This window comes from Mycobacterium lehmannii (assembly GCF_001499925.1).
Taxonomy (GTDB): domain Bacteria; phylum Actinomycetota; class Actinomycetes; order Mycobacteriales; family Mycobacteriaceae; genus Mycobacterium; species Mycobacterium lehmannii.
Genome location: NZ_LQIR01000032.1, coordinates 1 through 13,885 on the forward strand (window position 1 = coordinate 1; position 13,885 = coordinate 13,885).

Here is a 13,885-nt window from a genome sequence, read left to right on the forward strand (position 1 = left end):
CCGGGGCCACACCACCAACCTGTACCACCAACCTGTCACCGCCCACCGGCAACCAACCACAAATCGCAACAGCCACTCACCGCTCCAGAACGTGCACAAATCGCTCAGTTGCGGCCGGCGGCCAGCAGACCCGACGACGGGAACTTCAGCCCGGGCGCCGTCGCACCCTGACTAGCGATTCCGGTGCGCTACCAGTCGCTCAGCGATTGCCAGTGCACCCAAACCGCCGCCTAAAAGTAGCGCGGGAAGGCGCTCCAGTCGGGGTCGCGCTTCTCCAGGAACGCGTCGCGACCCTCGACCGCTTCGTCGGTCATGTACGCCAATCGCGTTGCCTCACCGGCGAACAGCTGCTGACCGACCAGACCGTCGTCGGTGAGGTTGAACGCGTACTTGAGCATCCGGATCGCCTGCGGTGACTTGCCGTTGATCTCCGAAGCCCACTGCAGCGCGACGGTCTCCAGTTCGGCGTGGTCGACAACGGCGTTGACCGCACCCATCGCGTGCATCTGCTCGGCGGTGTAGGGGCGGCCCAGGAAGAAGATCTCGCGGGCGAACTTCTGGCCGACCTGTTTGGCCAGATACGCGCTGCCGTATCCGCCGTCGAAGCTGCCGACGTCGGCGTCGGTCTGCTTGAACCGGGCGTGCTCGCGGCTGGCCAGCGTCAGGTCGCACACCGCGTGCAGGCTGTGTCCACCGCCGGCGGCCCACCCGTTGACCAGACAGATCACCGGTTTGGGCATGAACCGGATCAGCCGCTGCACCTCCAGGATGTGCAGGCGCCCGGCGCGCGCCGGGTCGACGGTTTCGGCGGTCTCGCCCGACGCGTACTGGTAACCGCTGCGGCCGCGGATCCGCTGATCCCCGCCCGAGCAGAACGCCCATCCGCCGTCCTTCGGTGAGGGCCCGTTTCCGGTCAGCAGCACCACACCGACATCCGATGACATCCGTGCGTGGTCGAGGACGCGGTACAGCTCGTCGACGGTGTGCGGCCGAAACGCGTTGCGCACCTCGGGCCGGTCGAACGCGACGCGCACCGTGGGCCGCGGAACGCCGTCGACGACGTGGCGGTGATAGGTGATGTCGGTCAGTTCGAAGCCCTCGATGGGCTGCCACAACGACGAGTCAAAGGGGTTGTCACTCACGGGGTTACCTTATCGATGCGGAATACCGGGCAGCGACCGGCGAGCGCCTCGAACTCGTCGGGGTCGGGTCCGGTGACCAGTCCGGCGCTCTTGATGAAGTCCACCCCGGTGGGCACCTTCGAAGGGAACTCCCGCAACAACGGTCGCGCCTTGTCGACGGGCATCTCCACCATCCGCACACGTTCGCTGCGGCGGCCGATGTGCAGCGTGACCTCACCGGCCGCCCTGACGTTGGCGGCCCAGTCGGAGCCGGGTACCCCGCCGACCACGTAGCGCTGACCATCGACCTCCATCGGGGTGACCGGGGTGGACCGCATCTTGCCGGTCTTGCGTCCCGGTACGGACAGCACGACGGGTCCTTTCTCCCCGAGGATGCCGAGCTTCTGCAGGCCGATCATCACCTTGTTGACGTACTTCAACCACCACGGGAGGCGAATGTCGGACATGGCGCAAACGCTACGTGATCGGATCGACGCGGAACACCGGCAGCCGGCCCGCCATCCCCTCGAGCTCGTCGGGTGTCCCGGTCTCCAACACACCCGCCCGCGTCATCACGTCGACACCGACGGGAACCTGCGCCGGGAACTGCCGCAGCACCGGGCGCGCCTCGTCAGGGGTGAGCTCGACGAGGCGCACCCGCTCCGAGCGCCGGCCCTGACGCAGCGTGACATGGTTCGCCGCACGGGCGTTGCGCACCCAGTCCGCGCCCGGGTAGCCGTTGATGACGTAGCGGGCGCCGTCGACGAACATCGGCGTGATCGGCGTCGACCGTGGCTTGCCGGTCTTACGGCCCGGCACCGTCAACACCACAGGCGACTCGTGCCGCGAGATCGGCAGCCCGAGGCGCAGCAGCACCATCACCAACTTGTTGGCGAATTTGAGCCACCGCGGGGGCGCCATCCGATCGCCCATCCCGTGAGGCTATCGCTCAGACCGCGACGCCGTAGCCGGACAACGCGGTTCGCAGACCGTCCGGGCGCTCGGTGGTCGGCAGCGGATCGACCAGGGCGAACCGGCAGCCCACCGCGCGGGCGCCGCCGTCGGCCTCGTCGCTGTCTCCGATCATCAACGCAGACGCGGCGTCCACGGCCAGCCGGTCCAACGCGAACTCGAAGATCGCCGGGTCGGGTTTGACCGCGCCGACTTCGAAGGACAACACGAACTCGTCGACGAATTCGGCCGCACCGAGGGACACGAACGCCGGTCGCACGTCGAAGGCGATGTTCGACACCACCGCCGTCCTGATGTGCTTGCGATGCAAACCCTGCAGCACCTCGGCGGTGTCGGGATACGGAGTCCAGTTCATCGGGTCGATCAGCAGCCCGTACAGCGATTCGGCGTGCTCGTCGGCCAACCCGGACTCGCGCAGCATGTGCAGATACGCCTCGCGATGAAGATGCGGCGCCAGATCGCGGTTCACCCATACGCGGTGAGCCTCGGGAGTCATCTCGACGTGCTGGCCCGTCGGCGCGGTCATCCGGTGCATCAACTCGGCCTGCACATGGCCGTCGACCTCGCGGTCGTCGACCGCAATTCCGTGAAACCAGCTCTCGTCCTCCTCGAGCCGGAACAACGTGCCGGAGAAGTCGAACAGGACGGCCTTGACCTCGCTCATTGCGCCGATGCTACCGGCGAAATCGACTTGCCTTGTCGCGCAGCACTTCCCGTTCCCGCTCGTTGTCGGTCATGGCGGCTGCCCGGTCGAACTCGCCGGCGGCCTCTGCGCCGCGGCCCAACCGGGCGAGCAGTTCGCCGCGCACGCTCGGCAACAGATACGAGCCGTCCAACCCAGTCAACGAATCGATGATCTCCAGCCCCGCCTCGGGGCCGTCGGCCATCGCCACCGCCACCGCCCTGTTCAATTCGACGACCGGCGACGGCGCCGCGCGAGCCAACCCGTCGTACAGCGTGACGATGCGGTGCCAGTCGGTGTCAGCGGCGGTGGGCGCGGTGGCATGGCACTCGGCGATCGCTGCCTGCAGCGCATAAGGGCCCCATCCAGTGCCCTTGCGCCGCAACGTGTTCGCGGTCCGCTCGAGTGCGGCCACCCCGCGTTGGATCTGCGCTCGATCCCATTTCGCCCGGTTCTGGTCCTCCAGCAGGATCGGCCTGCCGTCGCTGTCGGTGCGGGCGGCGAAGCGCGACGACTGCAGTTCCATCAGCGCCACCAGGCCGTGGACTTCCGGTTCGTCGGGCACCAGCGCAGCCAGCACCCGGCCGAGGCGGAGCGCCTCGGTGCACAGCTCGTCGCGGGTCCAGCGCTGACCGAACGACGCCGAATAACCCTCGTTGTAGATCAGGTAGATCACGCTCAGCACCGCCGACAGCCGCTCCGGATACTCCGAGCGGCCCGGCACCTCGAACGCCACGTTCGCGGCCGCGAGGGCCTTCTTGGCGCGAGTGATCCGCGCGGCGACCGTCGCGGTGGATGTCAGGAAGGCGCGGGCGATCTCCTCGGTCGTAAGCCCGCCGACGACCCGCAATGTCAACGCGATCCGGCCTTCGCGCGGCAGCACCGGATGCGCAGAGATGAAGATCAGCCGGAGCACGTCGTCGTCGATGCGGTCGGGGTCCCACGATTCCTCGACGTGGCTTTCGAGCTCGCGAGCCATCGCGGCGTATTTGCTGTCGAGATTGTCCTGGCGGCGCCACAAGTCGATGGCCTTGCGTTTGGCAACGGTGGTCAACCATGCTCCGGCGTTGCGCGGTACACCCGTCGTTGGCCACTGCTCAAGCGCGTCGACGAGCGCGTCGGCGGCCAGGTCTTCGGCGAGCCCGACATCGCCGACCGAGCGCGTCAGAGTCGCGACGATTTTCGCCGCCTCCATGCGCCACACCGCATCGACGGTCGCCTGCACGTCGCTCACGCGTTCATTGTGCCGACGCGGGCTCACGCAACAAGAATCGGGAAGCGCAATCTACGGTTTCCTGCGGCGTGTCGCAGCGCTTTCGCCGAGCTCGCGACGGAAAGTTAGAAGGTATGACCCACAGGTTGGTCACAGCGTATTGGGAAGGCCGCAAGGCGTTCCCGCACACGCTCGTCAACCCGTACGCGGGACTGGGGGATCGGGCGATCGCGAGGATGTGGCGGCTGGGCTGGCAGCGGGCCGCCGACGAGCAGCGGGGCATTCCGAGCGAAGAGGAGCGACTGGCTCGCTTCGCCGCGGAAATCGATGCCCTCCTGGGCTAGTCGCCTCGACGCGCTGCGGCGCCGACAGCCCCGCGTCGTTCTCGGCGTCACGGGTGCGCCGGGCGCAGGCAAGTCGACACTCGCCGAGGCGATAGCGACCGCGGCCGGCGATTCGGTGTACGTGCCGATGGACGGCTACCACCTCGCCGACGTCGAACTGCAGCGCCTGGACCGCCTCGACCGCAAAGGCGCCATCGACACATTCGACGCCTACGGGTATCTCGCTCTGTTGCAACGCATCAGGGCCCAGGGCGACGAGACCGTCTACGCGCCGGCGTTTCACCGCGATCTCGAACAGCCCATCGCCGGCAGCATCGCCGTCCTGCCCGACCATCTCCTGATCGTGACGGAGGGTAATTACCTCCTCGACGACGAGCGCCCATGGCCGACGATCCGCGCCCTGCTCGACGAGGTGTGGTTCGTCGATGCCCCGCCCGACGTTCGCCGTCGTCGCCTCATCGCCCGCCACGTCGAGTTCGGTAAGTCGCCCGAACAGGCCGAGGCGTGGGTGCGCGCCATCGACGACCGCAACGCTGCGCGCATCGAAACCGTCCGCGACAGAGCCGATTTCGTGGTCACGCCGTAGCAAACCCCCGCGAGCGACCGTGTCTGCCCGCCGACACGCCGCGAACCCACGTGCAAAAGGGGTCGCTCGCAGCAAGAAAAGCTAGCCGACAGCGCGTTCAGAACCCTCCCAGAACTGCGCGCGCACGGCCTTCTTGTCCGGCTTGCCCAGCGCGGTCACCGGCACCGAGTCCACGACGATCACCTGCTTGGGTGACTGCACCGATCCCTTGCGCTCCTTGACCGCCGCCTGGATCTCGGAGGTCATCTGCGCGACGGCCACCTCGGAGCGGTCGGCGTCGGGGCGCAGCACGACGACCGCGGTCACCGCCTCGCCCCACTTCTCGTCGGGCGTTCCGATCACACACACCTGAGCTACCGAAGGATGCTCGGCCACAACATCTTCCACCTCGCGGGGGAACACATTGAACCCACCGGTCACGATCATGTCCTTGGTCCGGTCGACGATGTAGTAGAAGCCGTCCTCATCCTCGCGGGCCAGATCGCCGGTGTGCATCCAACCGTCGCGAAACGTCTCGGCCGTCGCCTCCGGCTTGTTCCAGTAGCCACCGGACACCAGCGGCCCGGACACGCAGATCTCGCCGACCTCGCCCTGGGACACCGGGTTGCCGTCACCGTCCAACAGCGCCACCCGCGCGAACACCGTCGGCCGCCCGCAGGACGTCAACCGCTTCTCGTCGTGATCGCCCTTGGCCAGGTATGTGATCACCATCGGCGCCTCGGACTGGCCGTAGTACTGGGCGAAGATCGGGCCGAACCGGTCGATCGCCTCGCGCAGCCGCACCGGGTTCATCGCCGAGGCGCCGTAGTACACCGTCTCCAACGACGACAGGTCGCGGGTGCGCGAATCCGGGTGGTCCATCAACGCGTAGATCATCGACGGCACCAGCATCGTCGCGGTGATCTTCTGCTCCTCGATCACCCGCAGCACCTCGGCCGGGTCGAACTTGGTCAGCACGAACAGCTCGCCGCCCTTGATGATCGTCGGCACGAAGAACGCCGCACCCGCATGCGACAGCGGGGTGCACATCAAGAACTTCGGGCGTTCCGGCCACTCCCACTCGGCCAACTGGATCGTCGTCATCGTCGTGATCGACTGCACGGTGCCGATCACACCCTTGGGCTTACCGGTCGTCCCGCCGGTGTAGGCCATGCCGCCGATGTGATCGGGCGGCAGGTCCGCCGCCACCAAGGGCTGCGGCGGGTACTTGGCGGCCTCGGCGGTCAGGTCGACGCCGACGCCCTCCAACTCGGCAGGCACCGGACCGATCGTCAGCACCTGCTTGAGCGCGGGCACCTTCTCCAACAGTCCCTGCGCCCGCTCGACGAACATCGGGTTCGGGTCGATGATCAGCGACGTGACCCCGGCGTCGTTCAACACATACGCGTGGTCGTCCAGAGAGCCGAGAGGGTGTAGTGCGGTGCGGCGGTAGCCCTGGGTCTGCCCGGCGCCGATGATCATCAGCACTTCCGGCCGGTTCAGCGACAGCAGGCCGGTGGCCGTTCCCGAACCCGCGCCCAGCGCCTCGAACGCCTGAATGTACTGGCTGATCCGCTCGGCGAGCTGTCCACCGGTGAGTGTGGTGTCCCCGAGGAACAGCACCGGCTTGTCCTTGTTCCGCTTCAGTGCCCCGACGGTGAGATGGCCGGAGTGGATGGGATGGCGCAGCAGGTCGCCTGATGAGCGCTCGCGCGAAGAAGCAGCAGCCTGAGTCATGACCATCAGACTAGAACGTGTTCCAGTTCCAGTCACCAGGTCCCCGGAAACGCTAGAACCGCGACGGCAGGTGCCCGCGTTCGCGCAACCATCCGCTGCGCGCGGCCGGATACCACTTGAATGTCGCCGGTACGTAGGGCCACCCGGTGCGAATCGCGCGACGGATGGCGCGGTAGCGGCGTTCGTCGCCGCGCGTCCACCGGATGCCGAAGCGTTCGCGCACGATCGACGGCAGGCCGCCGAAGATCACCAGCCGCATCGGCGGGGCCAGCGCCATCCGCACTGGCATCGTGGGTAACAAGGCGTCGGCCAGCGGACGCAGCCGCGGATGGCTCGGGTAGTCGGGCGACGCGCTCATGTCGGGGATCGCGCGCCGGCCGATGAACTCGATCAGGTAATCCGACGCGGGATTGGGCTGAAGCACCTCGCGGGAGTAACGCTGAAGCTCGCGTTCGAATGCGGCGCGGTTGGGCGGCACCACGCCGGCGGTCATCCCGTAGCGGCGATACCACTCGCAGCCCTCGGCGTAGAGCTGCTCACTTTCCTTCTCTGTCAACCCGTGTCGATCCCAGTGAAGCGCGATCCGGTCCACCATCCGCTGGAAGGTAGCGTGCGCCCACTAGAACGTTTCGGGGTTCAGGGCGTGGTACCGGGCTCCGTCGGCCAGGGTGCCCTTGATGTCGTGATGAAAGTCGCGGACCCGCACCCCGGTCACCTCGGCCTGAGGGCCGTCGTACACGGTGCCCAAAATGCCTGGCAGCGAACGGAACACTCGATCGACCGGGTCGTCGAAGAAGTCGGAATGGTCGATAAGACCCTGGCCGACGGCGGGGTGCATGGTCTGCAGCAGACCCGCCGTCCCGCCCTCGAACGCGATGCGCATATCGCCCGCCCACCGCCACAACAGCGACGACGGACCCAGCGTGATCCGGCCGTCAGCCGGGGAATCGGCCGACGTCATATCGCTGTCCGAGATACCGGGTCGCGGTGGCCGCCTGCTGTGTCACCATGGGCCGATGCTGACACGAGCTATCACTCGCGTTCAATTCGCGTTGTCATGACCGCCGACCCGAGGTCGAGGTTGCGGCGCGCGCCCCGGCAGGAGCGTTCGCGGGCGATGGTCGATCGCATCCTGGACGCCGGTGAACAGGTGTTGATCACCCACGGCTTCGACGGCGCCTCGACCAACCGGATCGCCTCCGCCGCCGGAATCAGTCCCGGATCCCTCTATCAGTACTTTCCCAACAAGGACGCGATCGCGGCCGCCGTCATCGACCGCTTCAGCGATCAGTTGTCCGCGCGGGTGGCCGCGCGCGTCTCCGAACGCCTGGACCGGCCGGCACCCGACTACGTTCGGGAGTCGATCGCCGGCCTCGTCGATGCGCTCGATGTGCACCCCGAGTTCCTCCGTGCGGTCATGGAACACACGCCGCGGCTGGGCGCCGAGAGCAAGCTGGTCGCGTTCGAGCAGCGCATCGGCGAACTGACGATCGCCTATCTGACGATCAACAAGCGGCAGGTCAGGGCCGATGCATCGTTGGACGTCTCGGCCTGGATGCTGGTGCGGATGGTCGAGCACCTCTGTGTTCGCTACATCCTCGACCAGCCGTCGATCGACCGGGACAGGTTCGTCGACGAGCTCACGCTGATGGCGCTCAACTACCTGCGGCCCTGGCCGACCCCGCCGCAGGACTGTTTCCCGCTGCTGCCTGACCACGCCCAGCCTCCAAACGCGAATTGAACGCGAGCTCACGCTCGTGTCAGCATCCTGAACGCTGCCAAAGGTGCGGTACCGGACCCACCCCGGAGCGGCATAAGTTAATGTCCATCCTCATCGAGCCATGTGTGAGGTGACGGGTCTCGTCGTGGAAGCAAACGCGACAGCCATGGAGGCCCTAGCGGAAAATACTGAATTTTGCTGCGGCAGTCTCGAGGCATGGTGAATGCTGCCGACAGGGGGTTTGAGCATTAAGTGAACGGCGATTCAGCATGACGGCACGTGGTGACGGAGTCGAGGTCATCGGGAACTGGGCCGGCGGCTACGTCAGACGCCATCCCCTGGCCTCGCTCGCGACTGCCGGGGACCAGTTCGTGCTCGGCGTGCGCACGGTGCAGTACATGTTCATCGACTTGTTCACCGGACGTTTCCAGTGGTGGGAGTTCATCCGCCAGGCTGCCTTCATGGCGGGCACCGCGGTCTTGCCGACGGTCCTGGTGGCCCTACCCATAGGCGTCACTCTGTCGATTCAGTTCGCACTCCTGGCCGGGCAGGTCGGGGCCACGTCACTTGCCGGAGCAGCCAGCGGCCTGGCCGTGATCCGCCAGGCGGCATCCCTGACTGCCGCGATCCTGATGGCGGCCGCCGTCGGCTCGGCCATCACCGCCGACCTCGGTTCCCGCAAGATGCGCGAGGAGACCGACGCGATGGAAGTGATGGGCGTGTCGGTGATCCGGCGCCTGGTCGTTCCGCGGTTCGTCGCGGCGATCATGATCGGCGTGGCGCTCACCGGAATGGTGTGCTTCGTCGGATTCCTCGCCAGCTATCTGTTCAACGTCTACTTTCAGAACGGCGCGCCCGGCAGCTTCGTCGCCACGTTCGCCTCGTTCACGACCACCGGCGACATGATCGTGGCGATGGTGAAGGCAGTCATCTTCGGGGCCATCGTCGCGGTGGTGTCCTGCCAGAAGGGGTTGTCCACGCAGGGCGGCCCCACCGGCGTCGCGAACTCGGTCAACGCCGCCGTTGTCGAATCGATTCTGATTCTGATGGTCGTCAACGTCGCGATCAGTCAGCTCTACATCATGCTGTTCCCCCGGGTCGGTTTGTGACATGGCGTCGACGTTCGTACCTCCGCTGCTGGCGCCCTTCGTCCGCTTCTTCGGCAAGGTCGGCCCCCCGATCGGGCGGCTCGGCCACATGCTGGTCTTCTTCGTCCGGGCCATCGCCGCGATCCCATTGGCGCTGCGGCACTATCGTTCCGAGTTCGTCCGCCTGCTCTCCGATATCGCCTGGGGCAACGGCTCTTTGGTGGTGGGCGGCGGAACCGCCGGAGTGGCGATCGTCCTCGGCGTCACGGTCGGCGCACTCGTGGGCATCGAGGGCTACAACTTCCTCGACCTGCTCGGGCTGGGGCCGGCGACGGGAATCATTTCCTCGCTGGTCAACACTCGCGAACTCGCCCCGATCGCATTGTCGCTGGCGTTCGCCACCCAGGCAGGCTGCCGGTTCACCGCGCAGCTGGGCTCGATGCGTATCGCCGAAGAGATCGACGCCCTCGACTCATTGGCGATCCGTCCCATCCCGTACCTCGTCACCACCCGTTTGATGGCGTCGGTGGTCGCGGTCATCCCGCTCTACGTCGTCTGCCTGGCGGTCAGCTACCTGACCACCCAGGTCGTCGTGTATGTCATCAGCGGCGGATCGACCGGCTCCTATCTGCACTACTTCACGCTGATGCTGTCGGGTCAGGACATCCTGTATTCGCTTCTCAAAGCGATCATCTTCGTGTGGATCGCCACGACGATCCAGTGTTACTACGGCTTCTATGCCAGCGGCGGACCCGAGGGTGTCGGGGTTGCCGCAGGACACGCCATGCGGGCCAGCATCACCGTGGTGATCATCGTCAACATGCTTCTCACCATGGCGTTGTGGAACGTCGACTCCGGAGCGAGGTTTGGGGGGTAGGTGGCGAATTCCTTTGATCTGGACGGGCGGGGGCCCACCGATCGCCAGCTGATCGGAGCCGGCATCGCCGTTGCCGTTGTGCTGGCGTTGGTTTCGGTGACCCTGTTGGTCAAGGCGACAGGACGCCTCGATCCGTTCGTGCGGGTCGTGGCGAATCTCGTCAACGTCGGCGATGGACTGCCGCAACGTTCAGACGTGAAGTACCACGGGGTACTGGTCGGAGCCGTCGACGGTGTCACCCCGGCTGCGCACGGAAACCCGAATTACGTCCACATCAATCTCGATCCCCACTACGCCCGCTCCATACCTGCCAACGTCACGGCGCGGGTCGTGCCTAGCAACGTGTTCGCGGTGTCGTCGGTGCAGCTGGTGGATCCCGGCGCGAACCCCGGACCGCCGATCAGTGCGGGGGCGCACATTGCAGAAGACACCGAGCTGCCGACCGTGTTGTTCCAGACCACGATCAGCAAGTTGCGCGACATCCTGGCCGCCACCGGGCGCGGCCGCGAGGACAAGACGGTGGGCGTCCTGGCGGCGGTGAACGAGGCCACCGAGGATCGCCGCACCGAACTGCTCACCAGCGGCGCGCAACTGAATCGGCTGCTCGATCAGCTCAACGCGATCGTGGCCACCGATCCGGGACCGACCACGGTCTCGGCGCTCGTCGATGCCACGCGCGGACTGCAGGCCACCGCGCCGGAGCTGATCGACGCGCTGCACATGGCCGTCGAGCCGATGCAGACCCTGGTGCAGCAGCGTGCTCAACTCGACGCCCTCATCAGTGGCGGGATGCACACCGTGGGAACCACGCACACAGCTCTGAACAACCACACCGACCGGCTGGTCACGACCACCACGGAGCTGACCCCGGTGATGGGGATCCTGGCCGACACCTCTCATCACTGGCTGCCGGCCTTCGTCAAGCTGAATGGCTTGTCCGACAAGTTCTTCGAAGAGGTGTGGCGACCCGAGCGCGATATCGGCAATATGCGGATGAACTTCTCGCTGACCCCGAGCTACACCTACACCCGGGCAGACTGCCCGAGATACGGGGAACTGAAGGGTCCCAGCTGCTACACCGCGCCCCTGGTGGTGACCCGGCCGGAGTTGCCCGACGTCCTGCTGCCGCAGAACTATCAGCCGCCCAAGGATCTGGCGCCGCCGCCGGGCACGGTGCTCGGCGAGAACGGGAACCTGATCGCCGTGGGTCCGCCGCTGGTGAACCCGAATCCGAGCTTGGCCGATCCGAATCCGCCACTGCCGCCGTGGATGTCGCCTGCACCACCGGTGCCGGGAACGGCGAACGACGCGCTGGTGCCGATACCGCCACCGCCGGCGAACCAGTCACCTGTGGCGCCGGTTGCGCCTAAACCAGGTGATCCGCCCCGGCCGCAGGCACCGCCACCGGCCGCACCCGCACCCGCACCGGCGCCGCCGCTGCCGGCCGAAGCCGTGATCGGGGGAGCCCGATGAAGTATCGCGCCGCACTGGTCGGGCTGTCGCTGTTCATGGTGGTGGCGCTGACCTTGACGTGGCTGGTCTATGTCACGCTGCGCCGGGACGTGGCCGGGTCGACGGTGCCCTACTCCGCCGTGTTCACCGATGTCTTCGGCCTGCGCGAGGGTGACGACGTCCGAATGGCCGGCGTCCGGGTGGGCCGGGTGGAAAGCATTGACCTGCAAGGCAAACACGCCAAGGTGTCGTTCGTCGTGCAGCGCGAGCAGCAGCTGCTCGGCGCCACCGTCGCTTCGGTGACCTACCAGAACATCGTCGGACAGCGGTATCTCGGCCTGTCGCTGGGGAACCTGGGATCGCCCGATCCGCTGCCGGCAGGCAGTGTCATCCCGGTCGAACAGACCGATCCGTCGTTCGACGTGGGCCGGCTCCTCAACGGGTACGAACCGCTGTTCAGCGTGCTCGACCCGCGGCACGCCGACAATCTCACCAAAGGTGTCATCCAGTCGCTGCAGGGCGACGAGGGGTCGATAACCGCGCTGATCGACCAGACCGCGCAGCTGACCGACGCTTTCGCCGGTCGCGACGAGGAGCTCGGCGGGGTGATCACCGACCTGAACGTCGTGGTTGCCAACCTCGCCCGACACAACGACGACCTCGACCACATCATCGGCGAAGCGCGGTCGGTGGTCTCGACCTTCGACGCGCGGCGGCCTCAGCTGGTGGTTTCGATGGGCTCGATCGCGAAAGTGGTGCGTCAGCTGTCGACGATCTCCGACGAGGTTTACCCCTCGCTGAACGAACTCGTCGAGCGCGAACCGGGTTTCGCCGCGCACATGGTCAAGATCGAACCGCAACTGGCCTTCGTCGGCGCCAATCTGCCGCTGATGCTGAAGGGATTCGCGCGCATCACCGGCGAGGGCACCTATGCCAGCGCCTACGCGTGCAACCTCGACGGCACCGCGTTCTTCCCCGGTCTCAACGACGTGACGCCGATCGTCGTCGACGCGGCCACCCCCGGCAACAAAGCCCGATACACCCCGAAGTGCAGGAATATGGCCAATGGCTGATCGAACAACTGCCGTCCGTCGCAGGCGGCGCCCACTGGAGAACTACAGCAAGATCTGGCTGGGAGTCGTTGCCGTCGCGGTGGTTTCGGTTCTCATCGGGGCGCTGATGCTGGTGAGAGTGGCCGACTTCGGCTACCGCCACTACACCGCACGCTTCCTGCAGGCCGCGGCGCTGCAACCGGGCAATCCGATCACCGTGGCCGGCATCCCGGTGGGCGAGGTGTCGAGCATGGAACTCAAGGGCGACCATGTCGAGGCCGGTCTGAAGGTGCGCAACGATGTCGTACTCGGCGAAGACTCGCGCGCCTCGATCAAGATCACGACAATCCTGGGATCGCGGTACCTCGCGCTGTATCCCGACGGCCCAGGTTCGTTGCCCGACGACACATTCGACCTGACGCACACCGAGGTGCCCTACGACCTGCAGGAGGCACTGGCCGACGTCACCACCACCTACGAGCAGGTGGACTCCGATTCGTTCGCCGAAACCCTGACTATTCTCGGCCGCCAGCTCGAGACCCTGCCCCCGGTGGTTCCGCAGGCGTTGGAGAACACTCAGACGCTGTCGACGATCATCGCGAAACGCCGCGACCAGTTGGGTGAACTACTCAAGACGACGGAGCTGGTCAGCTCGACGCTGCGGCGCCAGCAGTCGACCATCGGCAGCCTGATGGATCAGGGCAACTCGTTGCTCGGCGAGTTCGTCGCGCGGCGTGCCACGTTCCAGGCGATGATGGACGGGCTGACCAATCTGGTTCGGACGTTGAGCGGCGTCGTGATCGACGATCGGCCCGAGCTCGAGGAGCTGCTCGACAATCTGCAGGAGCTTTCCACTCTGCTGGGCCGAAACGACGGTATGGTGCGCAGCATCCTGCAGTCCGGGGCCGTCGCATTACGCAACATGACCAACATCACCGGCACCGGCAATGCGATCGACTTCAACGCCTCCAGCGGCCTGCTGGTCGACTCCTGGATGTGCGCTATCAGCGGCCGGGCCAAACAGTTCGGATTGCTCGAGTACTACCAGGACTGCAAATGAGC

14 protein-coding genes and 1 pseudogene are annotated in these 13,885 nt (G+C 66.4%); 8 read left to right on the plus strand and 7 right to left on the minus strand.

Going from position 1 to position 13,885, the window contains the following annotated elements; translation table 11 throughout:
- Positions 1-230: 230 nt before the first annotated feature.
- Genes AU192_RS16630 through AU192_RS16650 form a run of 5 tightly spaced genes read right to left on the minus strand, consistent with a single transcriptional unit; the run spans position 231 to position 3,970 of the window.
- Positions 231-1,142 (minus strand): 1,4-dihydroxy-2-naphthoyl-CoA synthase, encoded by a 912-nt coding sequence (locus AU192_RS16630; RefSeq protein ID WP_064398102.1) that lies wholly within the window; start codon positions 1,140-1,142, stop codon positions 231-233.
- The gene (locus tag AU192_RS16635; RefSeq protein WP_064398104.1) at positions 1,139-1,588 is read right to left on the minus strand and encodes a nitroreductase family deazaflavin-dependent oxidoreductase; all 450 of its coding nucleotides are present in this window, start codon (positions 1,586-1,588) and stop codon (positions 1,139-1,141) included. Before AU192_RS16635 ends, AU192_RS16630 begins: the two co-directional genes overlap by 4 nt.
- A gap of 10 nt (positions 1,589-1,598) precedes the next feature.
- On the minus strand, positions 1,599-2,054 hold the full coding sequence (locus AU192_RS16640) for a nitroreductase family deazaflavin-dependent oxidoreductase (protein ID WP_064398106.1): 456 nt from the start codon (positions 2,052-2,054) through the stop codon (positions 1,599-1,601).
- Positions 2,055-2,070: 16 nt separating this feature from the next.
- Positions 2,071-2,757 carry an HAD family hydrolase gene (locus tag AU192_RS16645; RefSeq protein WP_064398108.1) on the minus strand — a complete coding sequence of 229 codons (687 nt, stop codon included), beginning with the start codon at positions 2,755-2,757 and terminating at the stop codon, positions 2,071-2,073.
- A 10-nt stretch (positions 2,758-2,767) separates the two neighbouring features.
- Complete coding sequence (locus AU192_RS16650) at positions 2,768-3,970, minus strand: RNA polymerase sigma factor (RefSeq protein ID WP_064398153.1); 1,203 nt, start codon at positions 3,968-3,970, stop codon at positions 2,768-2,770.
- Positions 3,971-4,122: 152 nt separating this feature from the next.
- Here AU192_RS16650 and AU192_RS16655 point away from each other — a divergent pair, with 152 nt between their 5' ends.
- Both AU192_RS16655 and AU192_RS16660 read left to right on the plus strand, forming a co-directional pair.
- Entirely contained in the window at positions 4,123-4,332 is a 210-nt protein-coding gene (locus AU192_RS16655) for a hypothetical protein (protein WP_064398109.1), read from the plus strand.
- Complete coding sequence (locus AU192_RS16660; protein WP_064398111.1) at positions 4,316-4,918, plus strand: nucleoside/nucleotide kinase family protein; 603 nt, start codon at positions 4,316-4,318, stop codon at positions 4,916-4,918. The genes AU192_RS16655 and AU192_RS16660 overlap by 17 nt, the downstream gene beginning before the upstream one ends.
- Before the next feature lie 81 nt (positions 4,919-4,999).
- Here AU192_RS16660 and fadD8 read toward each other — a convergent pair whose 3' ends face one another.
- Entirely contained in the window at positions 5,000-6,640 is a 1,641-nt protein-coding gene (fadD8, locus tag AU192_RS16665; protein ID WP_423202704.1) for a fatty-acid--CoA ligase FadD8, read from the minus strand.
- A gap of 46 nt (positions 6,641-6,686) precedes the next feature.
- A pseudogene (locus AU192_RS16670) lies at positions 6,687-7,595 on the minus strand (oxygenase MpaB family protein).
- Between the two features lie 156 nt (positions 7,596-7,751).
- On the opposite strand from AU192_RS16670, the gene AU192_RS16675 reads away from it, so the two are divergent.
- From AU192_RS16675 to AU192_RS16700, 6 genes are all read left to right on the plus strand, one after another.
- Complete coding sequence (locus AU192_RS16675) at positions 7,752-8,375, plus strand: TetR/AcrR family transcriptional regulator (protein ID WP_242656964.1); 624 nt, start codon at positions 7,752-7,754, stop codon at positions 8,373-8,375.
- Positions 8,376-8,623: 248 nt separating this feature from the next.
- Entirely contained in the window at positions 8,624-9,463 is an 840-nt protein-coding gene (locus AU192_RS16680; RefSeq protein ID WP_064398116.1) for an MlaE family ABC transporter permease, read from the plus strand.
- A 1-nt stretch (position 9,464) separates the two neighbouring features.
- On the plus strand, positions 9,465-10,319 hold the full coding sequence (locus AU192_RS16685; RefSeq protein ID WP_064398118.1) for an MlaE family ABC transporter permease: 855 nt from the start codon (positions 9,465-9,467) through the stop codon (positions 10,317-10,319).
- Positions 10,320-11,792 carry an MlaD family protein gene (locus tag AU192_RS16690; RefSeq protein ID WP_064398120.1) on the plus strand — a complete coding sequence of 491 codons (1,473 nt, stop codon included), beginning with the start codon at positions 10,320-10,322 and terminating at the stop codon, positions 11,790-11,792.
- Positions 11,789-12,844 carry an MCE family protein gene (locus AU192_RS16695; protein WP_064398122.1) on the plus strand — a complete coding sequence of 352 codons (1,056 nt, stop codon included), beginning with the start codon at positions 11,789-11,791 and terminating at the stop codon, positions 12,842-12,844. Before AU192_RS16690 ends, AU192_RS16695 begins: the two co-directional genes overlap by 4 nt.
- The gene (locus AU192_RS16700; RefSeq protein ID WP_064398124.1) at positions 12,837-13,883 is read left to right on the plus strand and encodes an MCE family protein; all 1,047 of its coding nucleotides are present in this window, start codon (positions 12,837-12,839) and stop codon (positions 13,881-13,883) included. The genes AU192_RS16695 and AU192_RS16700 overlap by 8 nt, the downstream gene beginning before the upstream one ends.
- Positions 13,884-13,885: the final 2 nt, after the last annotated feature.